At 69.6% G+C, this 19,080-nt stretch carries 18 protein-coding genes and 1 tRNA gene; 7 read left to right on the forward strand and 12 right to left on the reverse strand.

The window, feature by feature from the left end; genetic code table 11:
- Nucleotides 1–27: 27 nt before the first annotated feature.
- The 5 genes from SK224_RS00445 to SK224_RS00465 are packed head-to-tail and all read right to left on the reverse strand — an operon-like array spanning nt 28 to nt 2,865.
- Complete coding sequence (locus SK224_RS00445; protein ID WP_320432894.1) at nt 28–363, reverse strand: helicase; 336 nt, start codon at nt 361–363, stop codon at nt 28–30.
- The gene (locus SK224_RS00450) at nt 363–695 is read right to left on the reverse strand and encodes a TadE family type IV pilus minor pilin (RefSeq protein WP_320432895.1); all 333 of its coding nucleotides are present in this window, start codon (nt 693–695) and stop codon (nt 363–365) included. The genes SK224_RS00445 and SK224_RS00450 overlap by 1 nt, the downstream gene beginning before the upstream one ends.
- A complete protein-coding gene (locus SK224_RS00455; protein ID WP_320432896.1) occupies nt 692–910 on the reverse strand; it encodes a DUF4244 domain-containing protein in 219 nt (72 codons plus the stop codon). The genes SK224_RS00450 and SK224_RS00455 overlap by 4 nt, the downstream gene beginning before the upstream one ends.
- Nucleotides 911–952: 42 nt before the next feature.
- On the reverse strand, nt 953–1,834 hold the full coding sequence (locus SK224_RS00460) for a type II secretion system F family protein (RefSeq protein WP_320432897.1): 882 nt from the start codon (nt 1,832–1,834) through the stop codon (nt 953–955).
- Entirely contained in the window at nt 1,825–2,865 is a 1,041-nt protein-coding gene (locus SK224_RS00465) for a TadA family conjugal transfer-associated ATPase (protein ID WP_320432898.1), read from the reverse strand. Before SK224_RS00465 ends, SK224_RS00460 begins: the two co-directional genes overlap by 10 nt.
- 406 nt (nt 2,866–3,271) lie before the next feature.
- Here SK224_RS00465 and acs point away from each other — a divergent pair, with 406 nt between their 5' ends.
- On the forward strand, nt 3,272–5,245 hold the full coding sequence (gene acs / locus SK224_RS00470) for an acetate--CoA ligase (RefSeq protein WP_320432899.1): 1,974 nt from the start codon (nt 3,272–3,274) through the stop codon (nt 5,243–5,245).
- Between the two features lie 61 nt (nt 5,246–5,306).
- On the opposite strand, the gene SK224_RS00475 is transcribed toward acs, so the two are convergent.
- The 4 genes from SK224_RS00475 to SK224_RS00490 all read right to left on the reverse strand — a co-directional run bounded on the left by SK224_RS00475 (nt 5,307) and on the right by SK224_RS00490 (nt 7,568).
- Nucleotides 5,307–5,720, reverse strand: coding sequence for a hypothetical protein (locus tag SK224_RS00475; RefSeq protein ID WP_320432900.1), 414 nt, complete (start codon nt 5,718–5,720; stop codon nt 5,307–5,309).
- A complete protein-coding gene (locus tag SK224_RS00480; RefSeq protein ID WP_320432901.1) occupies nt 5,717–6,619 on the reverse strand; it encodes a hypothetical protein in 903 nt (300 codons plus the stop codon). The genes SK224_RS00475 and SK224_RS00480 overlap by 4 nt, the downstream gene beginning before the upstream one ends.
- Before the next feature lie 257 nt (nt 6,620–6,876).
- On the reverse strand, nt 6,877–7,347 hold the full coding sequence (locus SK224_RS00485) for a RidA family protein (RefSeq protein ID WP_320432902.1): 471 nt from the start codon (nt 7,345–7,347) through the stop codon (nt 6,877–6,879).
- Nucleotides 7,344–7,568, reverse strand: a complete 225-nt coding sequence (locus SK224_RS00490) for a hypothetical protein (protein ID WP_309735621.1) — start codon at nt 7,566–7,568, stop codon at nt 7,344–7,346. Before SK224_RS00490 ends, SK224_RS00485 begins: the two co-directional genes overlap by 4 nt.
- Before the next feature lie 107 nt (nt 7,569–7,675).
- Here SK224_RS00490 and SK224_RS00495 point away from each other — a divergent pair, with 107 nt between their 5' ends.
- From SK224_RS00495 to SK224_RS00520, 6 genes are all read left to right on the forward strand, one after another.
- Nucleotides 7,676–10,201, forward strand: a complete 2,526-nt coding sequence (locus tag SK224_RS00495) for a transglycosylase domain-containing protein (protein WP_320432903.1) — start codon at nt 7,676–7,678, stop codon at nt 10,199–10,201.
- Nucleotides 10,198–11,133: a metallophosphoesterase gene (locus tag SK224_RS00500; RefSeq protein ID WP_320432904.1), complete on the forward strand. Its 936-nt coding sequence runs from the start codon at nt 10,198–10,200 to the stop codon at nt 11,131–11,133. The genes SK224_RS00495 and SK224_RS00500 overlap by 4 nt, the downstream gene beginning before the upstream one ends.
- Nucleotides 11,134–11,235: 102 nt before the next feature.
- The gene (locus SK224_RS00505) at nt 11,236–13,704 is read left to right on the forward strand and encodes a hypothetical protein (protein ID WP_320432905.1); all 2,469 of its coding nucleotides are present in this window, start codon (nt 11,236–11,238) and stop codon (nt 13,702–13,704) included.
- A gap of 54 nt (nt 13,705–13,758) precedes the next feature.
- Nucleotides 13,759–13,832, forward strand: a tRNA-Pro gene (locus SK224_RS00510).
- Between the two features lie 307 nt (nt 13,833–14,139).
- Nucleotides 14,140–14,907: an HAD-IIB family hydrolase gene (locus SK224_RS00515; protein WP_320432906.1), complete on the forward strand. Its 768-nt coding sequence runs from the start codon at nt 14,140–14,142 to the stop codon at nt 14,905–14,907.
- A 39-nt stretch (nt 14,908–14,946) separates the two neighbouring features.
- Nucleotides 14,947–15,792 (forward strand): DUF1295 domain-containing protein, encoded by an 846-nt coding sequence (locus tag SK224_RS00520; RefSeq protein WP_320432907.1) that lies wholly within the window; start codon nt 14,947–14,949, stop codon nt 15,790–15,792.
- Here SK224_RS00520 and SK224_RS00525 read toward each other — a convergent pair.
- The 3 genes from SK224_RS00525 to SK224_RS00535 form a co-directional block, all read right to left on the reverse strand.
- Complete coding sequence (locus SK224_RS00525; protein WP_320432908.1) at nt 15,785–16,399, reverse strand: thymidine kinase; 615 nt, start codon at nt 16,397–16,399, stop codon at nt 15,785–15,787. The two genes, SK224_RS00520 and SK224_RS00525, sit on opposite strands and share 8 nt — an antisense overlap.
- A gap of 49 nt (nt 16,400–16,448) precedes the next feature.
- Entirely contained in the window at nt 16,449–17,906 is a 1,458-nt protein-coding gene (gene mqo / locus SK224_RS00530; protein WP_320432909.1) for a malate dehydrogenase (quinone), read from the reverse strand.
- An 89-nt stretch (nt 17,907–17,995) separates the two neighbouring features.
- Nucleotides 17,996–19,066 (reverse strand): aspartate-semialdehyde dehydrogenase, encoded by a 1,071-nt coding sequence (locus tag SK224_RS00535; protein WP_320432910.1) that lies wholly within the window; start codon nt 19,064–19,066, stop codon nt 17,996–17,998.
- Nucleotides 19,067–19,080: the final 14 nt, after the last annotated feature.

A 19,080-nucleotide genomic window follows, 5' to 3' on the forward strand; every position in this document is an offset into this window, starting at 1 on the left:
GGGACGGTGGTCGGCTGGAGGGCCGGTTCACCCGTCGTCGCGCGGCTCGGGCGCGGGACCCGCGCGGGCTGCGGCCTGGGCGGGGAACGGACCGAAGGCGCTGCTGAGGCGCACGGTCGCGATGAGACCCTCCACCTCGCAGGATACGACCTCCGCGGATGCGGTGGCTGCCAGCTGGGCGGCGCGCTCGCACGGAACACCCGTCACGGCACCGGATGCGGCGTCCGCCGCGGCGAGCGCCGCCGCATCCGTCGCCGCCGACAGTCGCTGCGCGTGCACGCTCGCCGCGCCGACCACGCTGAGACCCGCGACGAGAGCTGCGAGCGCGCCGATCGCGCCCACCGTCGCCGCCGTGCCGGGCATCAGCGCCCACCCGACAGGGCGCACGAGCGGGCACTGAGCGAGATCGCGGACAGCGGCGCAGGGGCCGATGCGGTCACGCACACGAGGTCGCCCTCCTCTCCGATCGTGCCGCTCGCGCCCGAGACGGCGTGGGTGAGGAGTCCGAGCGCCCGCACGGCGTCCTCGCCCCGCGCCGCGAGCCGCGCCGCGTCCGCTGCGGCATCCTGCAGGCGCACCTGAGCGGATGCGGTGGCGAGCCCGCCGACGCCGAGGGCCAGCACGAGCAGCACCGCCGGCACGGCGACCGCGAACTCCGCCGCGGCCGAGCCGCGATCGCCGAGCCGGGATCTCATTCGACCGTGAGAGCGCGGCGCACGAGATCCTCCAGGATCCCCCGCACCTCATCGGATTTCATGATGACGACGAGAAGTCCCGCGAAGGCGACGGCTGCCATCGTCGCGATCGCGTACTCGGCCGTCGCCGCTCCCGAGTCGTCGCCGAACAGCTCGGCCGCACGGCGGCGGGTGAGCGTCGGGAGGCGCCGTCGGGCGTCGGTGGTGGGGGTCATGTGTTGCTCCTCTCTTATGGGCACCTGCGGGTGGGCACGCGGTCACAGCGGGAGTGCGGATGTGCCGAGCACGCTCATGAGCATCGGCGCGACCCCCAGCAGCAGGAAGGCGGGGAGGATGCAGACCCCCAGTGGCAGCAGGAGGGCGGCGCCGAGACCAGCCGCCCGCATCCGGCCGTCCGTGCGAGCGCGGTGGCGGGCGAGAGACGCGCCCGCGCGCAGGAGCTCGACGGCGGGGACCCCGGCGGAGCGCGAGAGCTGCAGCAGCGCGTCGAGCCCCGGGTCCGGTGCGTCGACCTCCGGATCGGCCAACGCCCGGGCGCGCTCGATCGACACTCCGCCGGAGAGCGCGATCGCCACGAGCTCGGCGTGCAGGCCCGGCATCGCAGGAGGCGGCGTCGCACGGCGGGAGAGCGCACCGGTCCAGACGCGGGCCACGATCATCAGGGTGATGCCGGCGATGAGGCATCCGATGCCGATCGGGCTGCCCATGAGGACGCCGATCGTGTCGAAGCCCAGCGCGACGCCCAGGCCGATGGACACGAGCGGCAGCCAGGCCATGAGTCGCGCGGTGGCCGCGGGCTCCGCGAGCGCGACACGCACCTCGTCGCGGCACTCCTGCGCGTCGCGGACGGCGGCCGCGACCGCCCGGAGGCTCTCGGCGAGCGGGGCGCCGACGGCGGCGGCCACCCGCCAGGTCGCGGCCAGCGGACGCCACCGATCGCCTCGGGCCGCGATGGCAGCGGGGATCGCCTGTCCGCCGTTGTGCGCCGCGTGGATGGCGACCGCATCCGCGTCCCCCGTCGCAGCGAGGAAGGCCCAGGCCGACGCCGGCGAGATACCCGTGCGCAGCAGCACCGACAGGCGCTGGGCCGCCTCCCCCACACCGTCGGGAGCCGGTCGGCGCCGTGCGATCAGTCCCATGGGATCGGCTCCATCCCGAGCCGCCCGTCGAGCAGGACCGGACGCGCGATGCCCGCCACGCGCCGCATGCCGCCGCTGTCACGGGCGACGTGGATCACGACACCGATCGCGCTGACCACCTGGCGGGCGAGCGCGGCGTCGCCGAGGCCGGCGAGCGCCCCCAGCGCTTCCAGTCGTGCCGGCACATCGTCGATGCCGTTGGCGTGGAGCGTGCCGGCTCCCCCGTCGTGCCCGGTGTTCAACGCCGTCAACAGCTCGCGTACCTCGCCGCCGCGGCACTCGCCCACCACCAGTCGGTCCGGCCGCATGCGCAGCGCCTCGCGCACCAGGCGGGCGAGATCGATGCCGCCCGCGCCCTCGAGGTTCGCCTGGCGCGCCTCGAGACGGACGTGGTGCGGGTGATGGATGCGGAGCTCCGCCACGTCCTCGATCGTCACGATCCGCTCGTGCTCGGGTGCGCACGAGAGCAGCGCCGCCAAGAGGGTGGTCTTGCCGCTGCCGGCCGCTCCCGTCACCAGCAGGTTCTCGCGAGCGACGACGAGCTGTTGCAACGCGCGCTCACTCCGCGCATCGAGCATGCCCGCCTCGCGCATGGCGGCCAAGGATCCCAGCTGACGCCGCGGCACGCGGATCGAGATCGTCGTACCGTCCGCGCTGACGGGCGGCAGCACGGCGTGCACCCGGATGCCGCCGTCGAGGCGCACATCGACGCACGGCGTCGCATCGTCGATGTGTCGACCGCCCTGCGCGATGAGCCCCGTCGCGATCTCGCGCACCTCGCTCTCCGCCGCGTGCCAGTGCGGCACCTGCTCGGCACCGCGGCCGCGGTCCACGAACAGACCGTGCTCGCCGTTGATGAAGATGTCGGTGACCTCCGGGTCGCCGAGATGCACCCGCACCGGATCCCACGCCGCGACGGGCAGTCCGCCGAGCGCCGGTTGCGGCGCCTCCCCCGCCGGCTCGACCGCCTTCATCGCAGCCCCGCCGGATGCGGGCGCGCCCCGCGGAGCGACGACGAAGGGTTGCGGCATGACGACGACGCTAGGCGCGCACCTGCCGCGGACGCCGCGGACGGGAACGCCCGGTTGAGGAACCGCGGGCCTGAAGCGTCTGGGGAGATCCGAGCGCGCCCGACGTCGCGGATCGACGCACCGCCCGCGGGCAAAGGAAAAGGCGGCATCCCATTGGGGGGTTGGGATGCCGCCGAGCACAGCCCCGCAAATTGGGGGTGATGAGGGCCGTGCTCCCCGCCGCGAGGGCGGGCGCACACGAGCATACGCAACCTCACACCGGCGGCCAAACGGCAGGCCGGGCCAATCGCATTGATATATCGGTGTCCGCCCCCCTTCTAATGGAGGTATCCCCCGCGACCGGAGCGGGTGATGATGTGCGAGACGTCCCGCACGTCATCCCGAACAGCGCGCAAAGGAGCGAGCCATGAGCAGCCAGATCGACCACCTGCTGAACGAGACCCGTCGTTTCGCCCCCAGCGCCGAGTTCGCCGCGAGCGCGGTCGCCACCGCCGAGCTCTACGAGCAGGCCGCCTCCGACCGAGAAGCCTTCTGGGCAGACCAGGCACGCGAGCTTCTGCACTGGCACACCCCCTTCTCCGAAGTGCTCGACTGGTCGAGCCCTCCCTTCGCACGGTGGTTCGGCGACGGCGAACTCAACGTCGCCTACAACTGCCTCGACCGCCACGTGCTCGCCGGCAACGGCGACCGTGTCGCCCTGCTGTGGGAGGGCGAGCCCGGCGACGAGCGCCGCGTCACCTACGCGGAGCTGACCGACGAGGTCAAGCGCACGGCCAACGTGCTGACGGAACTGGGAATCGGCGAAGGCGACCGCGTTGCGCTCTACCTGCCGATGATCCCCGAGGCGGTGGCGGCGATGCTCGCGGTGGCGCGAGTCGGCGCGATCCACTCCGTCGTCTTCGGCGGATTCTCCGCAGACAGCTTGCGCGCACGCATCGACGACGCCGGCGCGAAGCTCGTGATCACGGCGGACGGCGGCTATCGCAAGGGAAAGGTCTCACCCCTGAAGCCCGCCGTGGATCAGGCCCTCGCCGACCGTGGTTCGGGCGCGCAGGAAACCGTCGAGCACGTGCTGGTCGTGCGCCGCGGCGGCAACGACGTGGACTGGACGCCGGGGCGCGACATCTGGTGGCACGACGCGGTGGCAGCCGCATCCGCCGAGCACGAGGCGAAGCCGTTCGGCGCCGAGAACCCGCTGTTCATCCTGTACACCTCCGGCACGACCGGAAAGCCCAAGGGTATCCTGCACACGTCCGGCGGTTACCTCACGCAGGCCGCCTACACGCACCGCAACGTCTTCGATCTGCACCCCGAGCGCGACGTCTACTGGTGCACGGCCGACATCGGCTGGATCACCGGACACAGCTACGTCACGTACGGTCCGCTCGCGAACGGCGCCACGCAGGTGATCTACGAAGGCACGCCGGATGCGCCGCATCCCGGCCGCTGGTGGGAGATCGTCGAGAAGTATGGGGTCACGATCCTCTACACGGCTCCCACCGCCATCCGCTCGTTCATGAAGATCGGACGCCAGGTGCCGCAGGAGTTCGACCTCTCGTCGCTGCGGCTGCTCGGCTCCGTCGGCGAACCCATCAACCCCGAGGCGTGGATGTGGTACCGCAACGTGATCGGCGCCGAGCGCACGCCGATCGTGGACACGTGGTGGCAGACCGAGACCGGCGCCATCATGATCTCGGCCCTTCCCGGTGTCACCGAGACCAAGCCCGGGTCGGCGCAGGTGCCGCTCCCCGGTATCTCCGTGGACGTCGTCGACGAGTCAGGCGCGGAGGTCGGCAACGACGCCGGTGGACTGCTCGTGGTCACCGAGCCGTGGCCCAGTATGCTGCGCGGCATCTGGGGCGACCCCGACCGCTTCGTCGAGACATACTGGGAGAAGTTCGCCGACCGCGGCTACTACTTCGCCGGCGACGGCGCCCGCCGCGATGAAGACGGCGACATCTGGCTACTCGGCCGCGTGGACGACGTCATGAACGTCTCCGGGCACCGCCTGTCGACGGCCGAGATCGAGTCCGCGCTCGTGGGCAACGAGGCGGTCGCCGAGGCGGCGGTCGTGGGAGCGAACGACGAGACCACCGGCCAGGCGGTGGTCTCGTTCGTGATCATCAAGGAGAGCTACCTGCGCCAGCACTCCCCCGAGGGCCTCGCCCAGGCCCTGCGCGCCTGGGTCGGTGAGCAGATCGGCCCGATCGCCCGGCCGCGCGACGTCTACATCGTCACCGAGCTCCCCAAGACCCGCAGCGGCAAGATCATGCGACGCCTGCTCCGCGACGTCGCCGAGGGGCGCGAGGTCGGTGACACGACCACTCTCGCCGACACCATGGTCATGTCCACCATCCAGGCCAAGCTCTCGACCAAGTAGCACGAACGAACGGGCCCCGCGTCCCTCCAGGCATGCGGGGCTCGTTCGTTCGCGATGGAGCTCAGAGCATGGGCTCGGACGCCGTATAGATGAGCTCGCCGCCGGACAGCACGAGCACGACGGCGAGGCCGATCAGGGATGCGGCGGCCACCGCCCCGCCTGCCCAGAGCACTCCCCTGGCCCGATCGAACCGGCCGGTGGTCGCCACCAGACACAAGAGCGCGAACCCTGCGATGTGCGCGATGACGAGCGGCGCGACGCCCAGCAGCAGCGTCGTTCCGGCCATCGTCGTTCCCGCGGCGAGCGCCTTCGACTGCTCCGTGCCTTCCTCGAGAGATGCGAGAGCGAGGAGGAACCACGCGCCCGTCATCACGAGCACGCCCACGACGGTGAGGAGCCAGAAGAGCGCGGCGACGATGTCGCTGCGCCAGCCGCGTTCCGGGATCGGCGCGGGGTACGGCATTGCGGCGCTCATAAGACGGATGCCCGGCGCGCGACGACGCCGAGGTGCAGAGCCACCGAGGGGCGGGCGCCGGAGAACAGAGCCATGGGCGGGAGATTCGGCGACGGCATCCGATCCCGGGCGATCCCGTGCCGGATGGCGGGCGTCAACGAGAGCGCCACGAAGCTCGCGATCAGCTTGTCCAGCAGCGACGTGATGAGATTCGCCGTCGCGATCGCGAGCGGGAGCACCAGGCCCGCGTCGCGGAACCGCGCCGTCAAGGAGTTTCCGGCGACGTGAGCGCTGAAGCCGCCATAGACGAGCTCGGTGATCGGGGCGGCGACGATCGTACAGGCGACGGCGACGACCACGCTGAGCAGCAGGAACCGCGAGAGCGAGCGCCCCCACCCCCAGCGGTGCACGCCGTAGCCCCACAGGAGCGCCCCGACCACCGCGACCGGCGTGAACGGAAGACCCAGAGTGCTCTGGCCTGCCAGAGCACCGCCCAGTTGGGTGATGACCGCCGTCGCAACGGCGTACCACGGACCGAGAGCCAGCGCCACGACCGCGGTGCCGACCATGTCCAGGTAGAGCGGTAGATCGAGCCAGAGCACGATTCGGCCACCCGCCACGTTCAGGAGCACGGCTCCGATCAGAACGCCGATGACGAGAACGACGCGACGCCCGCCGCGACGAGGCGCGTCGAAACGGAGCACGGAAGCCGCACTCACCGGCGGCGCCTCGGCACCGGGTGCCGCAGCCAACCGCGACGAGCGCCGCGGTGCGGCGGGCTTGGCTGCGATGCACCGGTTGCGCCAGTCCTCCGCATCCGTCTCGGTGGCTCCGAGACTGCGCACGATGTCGACGACGAGATCGGCATCGAGTCGAGTCCGGCCGGGCCGGAAGGCGTCGTACACCGTCGAGCGCGACACGGGGACAGACGAACGGCCGGAGCGAATCGCCCTCAAGCTCGTGACACGCGTCGCGATCTCGGCGTAGCTCACACCCCCGGCCTCATGACGCAGCCGCTGGAGATCCTCCGCGACGGACATCAAGGATCCGATGCCTGACACACGACCGACGCCGTCGTCCTTCATCCTGCCCCCCGATTACCCCAGACGCTCATTCTGGCGCACACGCGGGAGCCCCGCGACCTTGGGGGGCGCGGGGCTCCCGCGTGTCTGATGTCTCAGGCGAGGGTGAAGACGACCTCGACCTCAACAGGACTGTCGAGCGGGAGCACGGGCACGCCCACGGCGGAGCGGGCGTGGCGCCCGGACTCGCCGAAGATCTCGGCGAGCACGTTGCTGGCGCCGTTGATGACGCTGGGCTGTCCGGTGAACTCCGGCACCGACGACACGAAGCCGGTCACCTTCAGCACGCCGGTCAAGCGGTCGACGCCTCCCACGGCGGCCGCGGCCGCGGCCACCGCGTTCAGTGCCGACTGGCGGGCGTACGTCGCAGCGTCCTCCGGCGCAACGAGCCCCTCCCCCTCGCCGACCTTGCCGGTCGCGGGGAGCTGACCTGCCACGAACGGCAGCTGGCCGGCGGTGTGCACGAGGTCACCGAACGCTTTGGCGGGAATGTAGGACGCCACGGGCGGCACGACCTCCGGCAGATCGATCCCCAGTTCCGCGAGTCGATCGGACACTGTGCTCATGCGTTCTCTCCTTCGAACTGGCGCGCAGCGACCTGCGCCGCACCGAGACCTGCGTTGGCGGCGGCATCCGTACCGACGGGGCGCTTGAAGTAGGCGACAAGACCGCCTTCGGGGCCCTGCACGACCTGAACGAGCTCCCAGCCCTGCTTGCCCCAGTTGTTCAAAATGGCGGCGGTGTTGTGAATCAGCAGCGGAGTGGTGAGGTACTCCCAGGTGGTCACGGCGTCTCCCGTTCGTGGGTGAGGACGGGGCCTGAGCCCCGGAAACAGCGGGAACCGGATGCCGTGCCATCGAGTGTTCGCCCAGCATCCTGGCTTACGATCACCCTATGCCCGATAAGAAACGCACGGCCACCGGTGTGCTCTCCGGCCTGGCCGGACTCGTCGGCCTGAGCGTCGTCGCCGGTGTTCTCATCACCGCCACGGTCACGCCCGCCATCGCCGTCACCGGCGCTGCGACATCGCAAGCCATCAAGCTGTTCGACAACATGCCGAACTACCTCGAGATCGACGACATCATGGAGCCGTCGACGATCTACTGGAAGGACGGCTCGGGCAACTACGTCCCGCAGACCTCGTTCTACGACCAGAACCGCTCGCCGGTGACGTTCGACCAGATCGCAACCGTCATGTACGACGCGATCCTCTCCAGCGAAGACCCCCGGTACTACGACCACGGCGGCGTCGACCTGATCGGCACGACGCGCGCCGTGCTCTCCAACCTCGAGGGCGGCGGCGACACCCAGGGCGGATCGACGATCAGCCAGCAGTACGTCAAGAACATCCTCATCCAGCGCTGCGAGTGGAACGCCCAGAACGAGGACGAGCGGCAGTCGTGCTTCCTGCGGGCGACGGACTCCTCGGGCTCGAGCGGCATCGAGCGCAAGCTCCAGGAGATGCGCTACGCGATCGGACTCGAGCAGAAGTACTCCAAGAACGACATCCTGCTCGGGTACCTGAACATCGCCAACTTCGGCGGGATCACGTACGGCATCGACGCCGCCGCCCGCTACTACTTCGGTGTTCCCGCCGCCAACCTCAGCCTCAGCCAGGCCGCGACCCTCGCGGGCATCGTGCAGAACCCGAACACGTACCGCATCGATCAGCCCGATCGCGAGACGAACGGCGCGGCCGACGGCTATGCCCTGACCAAGAAGCGACAGACGTACGTGCTCGACCGTATGCTCACCGACGGCAAGATCACACAGGAGCAGCACGACGCCGCCGTGGCGGAGCCCATCACTCCGCAGATCACGCAGCCCACCTCGGGCTGCGCGTCGACCGGTGCACCGTACTTCTGCCAGTATGTCGTCTCCGTCGTGAAGAACGACCCGGCCTTCGGCGCCACCGCCGAGGATCGCGCGATGGCGCTCCGCCGCGGCGGCCTGCAGATCTACACGACGCTCGACCCCGATCTGCAGCACACCGCCACGATCAGCATGCGCGACAACGCTCCCGCGTCCGTATCCGGCATCGACTTCGGAGCATCGACGGTGAGCATCGAGGCCTCCACCGGGCGTATCCTCGCGATCGCCCAGAACACGAACTTCTCGGAAGAGGCCAATGCCGGCGAAGGCTTCAGCTCGCTCGTGTACGCCGGTAACTCGACGTTCGGCAGCTCCGGCGGTTTCCAGGCCGGTTCGACATTCAAGCTGTTCACGCTCGTCGACTGGCTCGAGCAGGGCAGGTCGGTCAACGAGGTGCTCGACGGCCGGATGCGGGTCTTCAAGAACTTCACCAACTCCTGCACCGGCAACATCGTCAACAGCACCCCCATCAACAACTTCGGCAAGGTCAGTGGCGGCGTGGGAACGCCGATGTCCTTTACGGCGCAGTCGCTGAACACCGGCTACCTCGCCATGGCGTCCGAGCTCGACATGTGCGACATCGCCAAGGTCGCGAAGAAGATGGGCGTCACGACCGGCGACGGCCGCGACATCACGATGTCGAACCCGGCCGAGGTCATCGGAGTCGACAACATCTCCCCCATCGCCATGGCGGGCGCCTACGGCACCATCGCGAACAACGGAACCTACTGCCAGCCACAGGCGATCGACCGCGTGACGGATACGGCCGGCAATGAGCTCAAGAGGCCCGATCGCCAATGCTCTCCCGTGATCTCTCCCGAGGTCGCCGCGACGGCCGCCTACGCGCTCCGAGGCGTCATGAACGGCGGAACTGGCTCGGGAGCGAACCCCTACGACGGCACCCAGCTGATCGGTAAGACGGGAACGCACGAGGCTCTGCAAACCTGGATGATCGAGTCGAGCACCCGCGTTGTCAACGCCGCATGGGTCGGTACGGTACAGGGCGACAACGACATGTTCGGCCGCGGTCTGCAGAACATCCGTTACACGCTCGCCAAGAACCTGCAGCGCACGGCAGACCAGATCTATCCCGCGGGCGACTTCCCCGCCCCGGACCCCAACCTGACCAAGCGCGTGCTCAAGGACCTGCCGAACGTGCTCGGGCAGACGATCGAGCAAGCGCAGACCACGCTGCAGAACGCCGGCTTCGAGGTCAGCGTGGGCGATCCGGTGGACTCGGATGCGCCGACGAACATCGTCGCCGCGCAGAACCCCGGCGCGGGTCAGGTCGCGGGCGGCACGACCGTCACGATCAACCCCAGCAACGGTCAGGGGGCGACCGTCCCAGCCGTCAGCGGCAAGGTGCAGGACGCGCAGAAGACACTCCAGGATGCGGGATTCACCTCCATCGCGCTGGGGACCTGTACCCCGGACGACAAGCTGCCCGACAACCAGGCGACAGCCACGGGAACGAATCCCGCCGCCGGCACCGCTGTCAACCGCGGCTCGCAGGTCTTGATCAACTACTCCAAGAAGACCTGCCCTTGACCGGCAGCCCGCGCCGTTCCGCCCTCACCGCTGTCGCAGCGGTGGGGGCGGTCGGCGTGGGCGCTGCGGTGTGGGGCATCGGCGTCGAGCGGTACCTGTTCACGCTGCGCGAGCACACGCTGCCGATCCTGCCCGCAGGCGCGCGCGAGCTGCGCGTGCTGCACCTGTCCGACGCGCACATGGCGCCGTGGCAGCAGCGCAAACAGGAGTGGATTGCGCGCCTCGCGGAGCTCGCACCCGACCTCGTCGTCAACACGGGCGACAACCTCGGCCATGCGGAGGGGTTGGCCGGCATCCGGCACGCCTTCGCGGGCCTGCGGGGTGTTCCCGGGGTGTACGTGCACGGGTCGAACGACCTGTACGCACCGTCCCCCCGCAACCCGCTGCGCTACTTCACAGGGCCGTCGAAGGCGCACCGATCTGCCGAGGCACTCGACACGGGCGCCCTCGACCGCTTCCTGACCGACGAACTGGGCTGGCACGCGCTCGACAACACCGCGGCGACCCTCGACGTGGCAGGCCTGCGCATCGATGCCTTCGGCGTGAACGATGCCCATCGGCGCTGGGACGACACCGCCGCCCTCACCTCGACGCGCGCCGAACAGCGCGCAGCCGGCGAGGCCGACCTCGTGCTGGGCGTGACGCACGCGCCGTATCGGCGGGTGCTCGACGCCTTCGTCGACCTCGACGCCGATCTACTGTTGGCCGGGCACACGCACGGCGGCCAGGTTCGCATCCCGTTCTCCTCGAAGGCGCTCGTCGCCAACTGCGATATCCCGCTCGATCAGGCACGAGGACTGAGCACCTGGGCACACGGCGGACGTCGTGTCCCCCTGAACGTCAGCGCCGGCATCGGCCACTCGATCTTCGCGCCGGTGCGCTTCGGCTGCCGCCCCGAGGCGTCCCTTCTGACGCTGGTTCCCGCGATCTGACGGAGAGGGCCCGGTTCTCCACAGCCGGATGCGGCGCGCGCGCCGTCCCCGTTCGCGGGCTTCAGGCGATGCCGGCAGCCGGCATCACCCGAGCATCGGGACATGAAACGTGTGCTCGCCGCTCTCCTCGTCCTCGCCGCCGCCGTCGTTGCCGCCGTGGTCTCGATCATGCCCGCGTCCGCCGCATCCCCCGGAACCGGGTTCGGAGAGTGGGCGAGCTCCACCCGCTACGGATGGCACGGGTCGATGGCGATCAACGGCACGCACACCTACTGCATCTTCCCCGGGCGTCCGCTGCCCACCGGCGACAGCATCGACAACGGGCTGAGCCCGAATGCCGCGGGCCTCGATCCGCAGCGACTCACGGCCATCAACATGCTCGTTTCGACCTACGGGCAGACCGGCGATCCGGTGCAGGCGGCGGCGGTCGCCTGGGCGGTCAAAGCGATCGCCAACTGGAACGAGTCACTGCACCACTTCGGCTACCCCGGTGACACCTTGCAGGGTGCGATCGACTGGGTTTTCCGTCACGTCGCGCCAGACCACAACGGCGCAGTGCAGAACCTCGCAGCCGCGTACTACGCGGAGGCGATGGCGCTGCCCGCCGGACAGATGACGGCCACGGGCTTGCTGCAGTTCGCGACGGATGCGGCTTCTCCTCTGCGGGGCACGGTGACCGCGATCGCGGATGCGGCCGGCGCCCGCGGACGGATCACCCTCCAGAACGCCGTGTTCGCCGATACCGGTACGGCCTCGCGAGACGACGCCGAGATCGGTGTGGCGTACGACATTCTGGCGGCCGCCCCTGCCGGAGGAACCCGCTTCCGCGTCTCCGGCGAGGGACAGTTCGTCGGCGGGTTCCTGCCCGTTGTCCGGCACTTCACCACGCCCGGCGGCCAGGACACGGCGGGACCGGGTGGCCGCCTCGAGTTCCCGCTCGCGGGCGCCGACGAGCAGGAGCGCGACACGACGTTCGACCCACTCGTCACGACGCAGGTGGCGTCGCGCTACGTCCCCGGAGGCTCCTACGTCGACGACGTGACGTTCGCCAGCTCCCGCGGAGCCTGGGGACGCACGGTCGACGGCGGCTACCTTCCGGTCACGGCCACCGCGACCCTGTATCGGACAGAGACGGAGCCACAGCTCACGGATTCTCCCCCGGCCGATGCGGAAGAGATCGCCGAGCTCGAGGTGACCACCGACCCCGCCATCGGACCGACGGCACCGTACCGAGTCGAGTCCGCCGAGCCGCTGCCCGGTCCCGGTTTCTACACCGCGGTCTGGCGCATCGAACGATCCCGGCAGAGCCAGGAGACCGCCGCAGCGTTCACCGCCGATTACGTGTGGCAGGAACGTTTCGGGGTGCAGAGTCAGATCACGATGGTTCCGCAGGTGTCATCGAAAGCCGATGCCCTCGTGGCGGTCGGCGACCGGATGTCCGACGAGGTGATCGTGGCGGCACCCTTGCCCGCGTCGGGTGTCCTCGTGACCGCATCCGTGTTCCGCGTTCCCGACGGCATTGCGGCGACGGAAGCCTGCACGTCGGAGAATCTCGTCTGGCAGGGACCGGAGGACCCGGTGCGCGTAGCAGAGCCTGGTTCGGTGCGCGTCGCCGGGCCCGTCGTCCCCGACTTCGGCACGTACGTGTGGCGCGAACGCGCCACCGATACGGAGGGCCGACTCATTCACGAGGGTGCGTGCGGGGTCGAGAGCGAGACGACCCGTGCTCCCCTGCCGACGGTGTCGACGCGGGCGGTCAGCACCGTGGGACTCGGCGGCGCCGCGGTCGACACCGCCGTGGTCGAGGGCCTCGTGCCCAGATCGGGCGCCACATGGTTGAGCTTCGAGATCTTCGAGGCTCCCGAGGGCGTGGCTCCCGCGGAGGCGTGCACGACCGAGACGCGTGTCGCGGACACGTTCGGGTCTCCCGTCGTCGTGACCGCCGCGGGCGAGTACGCGTCACCCGCGGTGCGCCTCCACCGCCCGGGCGTTCACTACTGGATCGAGTCGCTCTGGCACGCGCCGGCGGGCGGCGAGGCTCGCCTGCTCGCTCGCGGATCCTGCGGGCTGGCTGAGGAGACCACGGTCGTCGAGCAGCCCTCGGTCACCACGCGCGCGGTGGAACACGCAAGCGTCGACGAACCGTTCGTCGACCGGGCCACGGTCACGGGGCTCGGCGAGGGCGTCGATGCGCAGCTGGTGTTCTCGGTGTTCCACAACGAGCCGGGCACCGAGCCGCGCTGCGACGCGGAGACGCTCGAGCATCGGACCGAACCTGTGGCGGTTGCCGCATCCGGCGAGCACATCTCCCCCGACGTCACCTCGGACGAGGCGGGGACGAAACTCTGGATCGCCGAACTCTCCTACCGGCCCGCACCGGGCGCAGAACTCGTCGTGCTGCACACCGGTACCTGCGGCGAGGAGGGTGAGACGACCTTCGTTGACATGCTGGCGATCAGCGGCGGACCCTCGATGCGCACGGTCGCAGGTCTCGGGGTCGGTGCCCTCGCGCTCGGGTTCGCGGCCGCATCCGTCGTTGCACTCCGACGACACCGGGAGCAGCGTCGCTGACGCGCCCGCGATTCGGGGAATCGGTCGGGCTGGGGTAGACTCGAACGGTTGCCACGGGGTGTGGCGCAGCTTGGTAGCGCGCTTCGTTCGGGACGAAGAGGCCGCAGGTTCAAATCCTGTCACCCCGACCGCACAGCAGAAGAGGTCGACCTTCGGGTCGGCCTCTTCTCGCTTTCCCGGCCTGCCGCGTCCTCACCGCGAGACTGCATCTCCCGCACGAGATCACGGGTATTACCCGTGATCTCGTGCTCGAAATGCAGTCTCGCGGTTGGGGGGTGGGGGTGAGGGGCGTGAGAGAGGTGGGCGCGCGGTGAGGGCCGGCGGGCGCGCACGGCGGATGCGGCGGGCCCCGATAGGATGGCGGAAGCCGCGCCGCCGCGCTCAGATTCTTCCGCCGGGCCGCCGGCAGAACCCGACACCCGCTGGAGAGCCGTCATGACTCAGCCGCCGAAGCTCGTTGCGTTCGATCTGGACGACACGCTCGCCCCGTCCAAGAGCGCGGTCGATCCGCGGATCGCGGACCTGCTGCTCGCTCTCGCCTCCCGCGTCGAGGTCGCGATCATCTCCGGCGGCCAGCTCGCCCAGTTCCGCACCCAGGTCGTCGAGCAGCTGCCCGACACCACCGACGACATCCTCGACCGGATGCACCTGCTGCCCACCTGCGGCACCCAGTACTACCGCCTCACCCCCGAAGGCATCACCACCGTCTACGCCCACAGCCTCACCGACGACGAGAAGACCCGCGCCCTCGCCGCCGTCGAAGAAGAAGCCAAACGCCTCGGACTCTGGGCGGAAGAGACCTGGGGCCCCATCCTCGAAGACCGCGGCTCACAGATCACCTTCTCCGCCCTCGGCCAGTCCGCACCCCTCGACGCGAAGACCGCGTGGGACCCCACCGGCGAGAAGAAGAACACCCTCCGCGAAGCCGTCGCCGCCCGCATCCCCGACCTCGAAGTCCGCTCCGGCGGATCCACCAGCGTCGACATCACCCACCGCGGCATCGACAAGGCCTACGGCATGCAACGCCTCGCCGAACACACCGGCATCAGCCTCGACGACATGCTCTTCATCGGCGACCGCCTCGACCCCGACGGCAACGACTACCCCGTCCTCGCCCTCGGCGTCGCCTGCCACGCGGTGGCAGGCTGGCGAGACACCGCCGACTACCTCGACACCCTCATCCCCACTCTCCCCACCCGCTGAGCCTTCCCTGCGCCGCCGTGCGCGCGCTACGGTGACGTCATGGGCGCTCTGGGGATGGTCGTTGTGCTCGCAGGTGCCGTGTGCGCGCTGTGCTGGGTTCTCTCGCTGATCACGAAGGACACCTCGTGGGTCGACCGGATCTGGTCGATCGTGCCGGTCGCCTACGTCTGGATCTTCGCGGGGGTAGCGATCGCAGGAGGTCTCGACGCAGCTCGCCTCATCCTGATGGCCGTGCTCGTGACGCTCTGGGGTGCACGCCTCACGTTCAACTTCGCCCGCAAGGGCGGCTACAGCGGCATGGAGGACTATCGCTGGGCGATCCTGCGCGCCCGGATGCGGCCGTGGCAGTTCCAGGTCTTCAATCTGTTGTTCATCGTGCTGTACCAGAACGCGCTGCTCGTGCTCATCACCCTGCCAGCGGCGGCCGCGCTGCTGAACGCGGCGCCGCTGAACGCCTGGGATGCGGTGTGGGCGCTGCTGTTCCTCGCCTTCCTCGCCGGTGAGTGGCTCGCCGATCAACAGCAGTGGAACTTCCACCGCGCCAAAGCCGCAGCCGGCGGCGAGCTCGCCCCCGGCTTCGTGACCACGGGACTGTTCCGCTACAGCCGCCACCCCAACTTCTTCTTCGAGCAGGCGCAGTGGTGGGTGCTGTACCTGATCGGCGCCAACGCGGCACTGAGCGCAGGCGCCGGCATCCTGGGCGGAGCGATCAACGTGACGATCGTAGGGCCGATCCTGCTGACCCTCCTGTTCATCGGCTCGACGGTGTTCACCGAATCGATCTCCGCCGGCAAGTACCCGGCCTACGCGGAGTACCGGCGCACGACCTCGATGTTGGTGCCGTGGCCGCCGCGCAGCCGTCAGACGGCGGGCGCGCTCAGCTGAGGCGTCCGCCGGATGCGGTCAGGTAGCACTGCGCGCACATCGACTCGTACGTGACCTTCTCGTGACTGAGCTCGTCGATGGCGACCTGGTCCCCCTCGAAGACGAAGCGGCCGCCCACCAGCCGCGCGTTGAAGAGGGCCTTACGACCGCAACGGCAGATCGTCTTGAGCTCCTCCAGGCTGTGGGCGAGCTCCATGAGGCGGCGGGAGCCGGGGAACGCGTGCGTCTGGAAATCGGTGCGGATGCCGTAGGCGAGGGACGGCACACCGTCGAGCACCACGATGCGCAGCAGATCGTCGACCTGAGCGCGCGTCAGGAACTGCGCTTCATCGACGAGCAGACAGGCCACATCCGCGCCGTGTTCGGCGAGAACCCGCGCCCGGTGCGCCGCGAACAGCTCGCGTAGGTCGTCGCCGGGTCGGATGAGGAAGTCCACACCCCGCGACATCCCCAAACGGCTCGAGATGCGTTCGGCGCCCTTCGTGTCGATCTCGGGCTTGGCCAGCAGGACGTGCTGTCCGCGTTCCTCGTAGTTGTACGCGGCCTGCAGCAGCGCCGTCGACTTGCCGGAGTTCATCGCCCCGTAGCGGAAGTAGAGCTTGGCCACCTAGCGATTCTAGGCGGCTCCCGGCATCCGCCTCGGGCAAGCGCCCGAATCAGACCGTGAGGTGCAGCTCCTCGGCCGTCGCGGCGAGGGACGCCTCGGCCGCGGCCGGATCCTGGTTCAGCGTCGTGCCGTAGCTGGGGATGAGCTCCCGCAGCTGCGGCTCCCACTCGTCGATGCGGTCGGGGAAGCAGGACTTCAGCAGGCCCAGCATGATCGACACGGCCGTCGAGGCTCCCGGGGAGGCGCCCAGCAGTCCCGCGATCGATCCGTCCGCCGCGGCGACGACCTCGGTGCCGAACTGCAGCTTGCCGCCCTTCATGACCTGAGCGCGCTGACCGGCGTTCAACAGCTCCCAGTCCGCGCCGTCGGCGGACGGCATGAACTCGCGGAGGCTGTCGACCTTCTTCTTGTGCGTCTTCAGCAGCTCGCTGACGAGATACTTCACGAGGTTGAGGTTGGTGGCGCCGGCCGTCAGCATGCTGCCGAGGTTCGAGAGGCGCACCTGGGCGACGATGTCCCAGGGCGAGCCGTTCTTCAGGAACTTCGGGCTGAACGTCGCGAACGGACCGAACAGCAGCGAGGTCTCACCCTCGACCACGCGGGTGTCCAGGTGCGGCACCGACATGGGCGGCGCCCCGACGGATGCCTGGGAGTAGACCTTGGCCTTGTGCTGCGCGACGAGGGCGGGATTGCTGGTCTTCAGCCACTGTCCGCCGATGGGGAAGACGCCGTAACCCTTCGCCTCGGGGATGCGCGAGCGCTGCAGCAGCTTGATCGCCCAACCGCCCGCTCCGATGAACACGAAGCGCGCGTTGATGCGGCCCGGCGTCCGGCCCACCGTGTGGCGGTAGCCGACCTGCCACGAGCCGTCCTTCTGCCGCTTGAGAGAACGCACCTCGCGGCCCGTGAGGACCTCTGCACCACCCCGCTGCATCGAATCCAGCAGCTGACGGGTGAGCGACCCGAAGTCGACGTCGGTGCCGCTGGGCACCCGCGTCGCGGCGAACGGCTCGCCCTTGCGACGCTGCTGCATCAGCAGAGGTGCCCACTGGTTGATGACCCGGGAGTCGTCGCTGTACTCGATGCCCTCGAACAGCGGCTGCTGCTTCAGCGACTCGTAGCGGCGCTTGAGGTAGGCCACATCCTTCTCACCGCGCACGAACGTCATGTGGGGCGTGCGGTTGATGAATGTCTCGGGAGCGGCGAGCACACCGCGCTCGACGAGCGTCGACCAGAACTGCCGGCTCTGCTGGAACTGCTCGTTGATCGCCACGGCCTTGGCGGGATCGACCGACCCGTCGGGGGCGGCCGGCATGTAGTTCAGCTCGCACAGAGCGGCATGTCCCGTTCCGGCGTTGTTCCACGCGTTGGAGCTCTCCTGGGCGACCTCGCCCAGGCGCTCGAACACCGCGATCTTCCAGTCCGGCTGGAGCTGCTGCAAAAAAGTCCCGAGTGTGGCGCTCATGATGCCGCCACCGATCAGGAGGACATCGACGTTTCCTGTCACCCGACAAGTCTAAAGCGGCGCGCGCGGCCCCTCCGCCAGTGGGAGGGGCCGCGCGCGGCAACTTTCGCGGTTCTTGCCGCGGGCGCGGCTCAGGCGGTGGCGCCCAGGCGGGCGGCGACGATCTCGGCGATCTGCACCGCGTTGAGAGCGGCACCCTTGCGGAGGTTGTCGTTGCTGATGAACAGCACGAGCCCCTTGCCCTCGGGCGCCGACTGGTCGCGGCGGATACGACCGACGTAGCTGGGGTCGCTGCCCGCGGCCTGCAGCGGCGTGGGGACCTCCTCCAGCGCGACGCCGGGGGCTGCGGCGAGCAGCTCGCGGGCGCGCTCGGGGGTGATGTCACGCGCGAACTCGACGTTGATCGACAGCGAGTGGCCCGTGAACACGGGGACGCGCACGCAGGTGCCTGCCACACGCAGTTCGGGCAGTTCGAGGATCTTGCGGCTCTCGTTGCGGAGCTTCTTCTCCTCGTCGGTCTCGTTCTCACCGTCATCGACCAAGTTGCCGGCGAACGGGATCACGTCGAACGCGATGGGCGCGATGTACTTCTCCGGCTGCGGGAAGTCGACCGCCGACCCGTCGTGCACGAGACGCAGGGTGTCGCCCTGGGCGAGCACGCCCTCGACCTGCCCGAGCAGCTCCTGGGCACCGGCAAGACCCGACCCGGATACGGCCTGGTAGGTGCTGACGATGAGTCGCTCGAGGCCCGCCTCGGCGTCGAGGACCTTGAGCACCGGCATGGCGGCCATCGTGGTGCAGTTCGGGTTCGCGATGATGCCCTTGGGGCGCTCATCGATCGCGTGCGGGTTTACTTCGCTGACGACCAGAGGAACCTCGGGGTCGTTGCGCCAAGCGCTCGAGTTGTCGATGACGACAGCGCCGGCCTCGGCGAAGCGCGGCGCATGCGCGCGACTGCCGGTGGCGCCCGCGGAGAAGAGGGCGATGTCGATGCCGCCGGGGTCGGCCGTGGCGACGTCCTCGACGATGACCGTGTGACCTGCGAACTCGACGGCGGTACCGGCCGAGCGCGCCGTGGAGAACAAGCGCAGCTCGCCGATCGGGAAGGAGCGCTCCGCGAGAATCTCCCGCATGACGGTGCCGACCTGGCCGGTGGCGCCGACGACGGCGACGGAGAGTCCGGATGCGGAGATGCGGGTCATGTCTGTTCCTCGGG

This window comes from Microbacterium sp. BG28 (genome assembly GCF_034044005.1).
Taxonomy (GTDB): Bacteria; Actinomycetota; Actinomycetes; order Actinomycetales; family Microbacteriaceae; genus Microbacterium.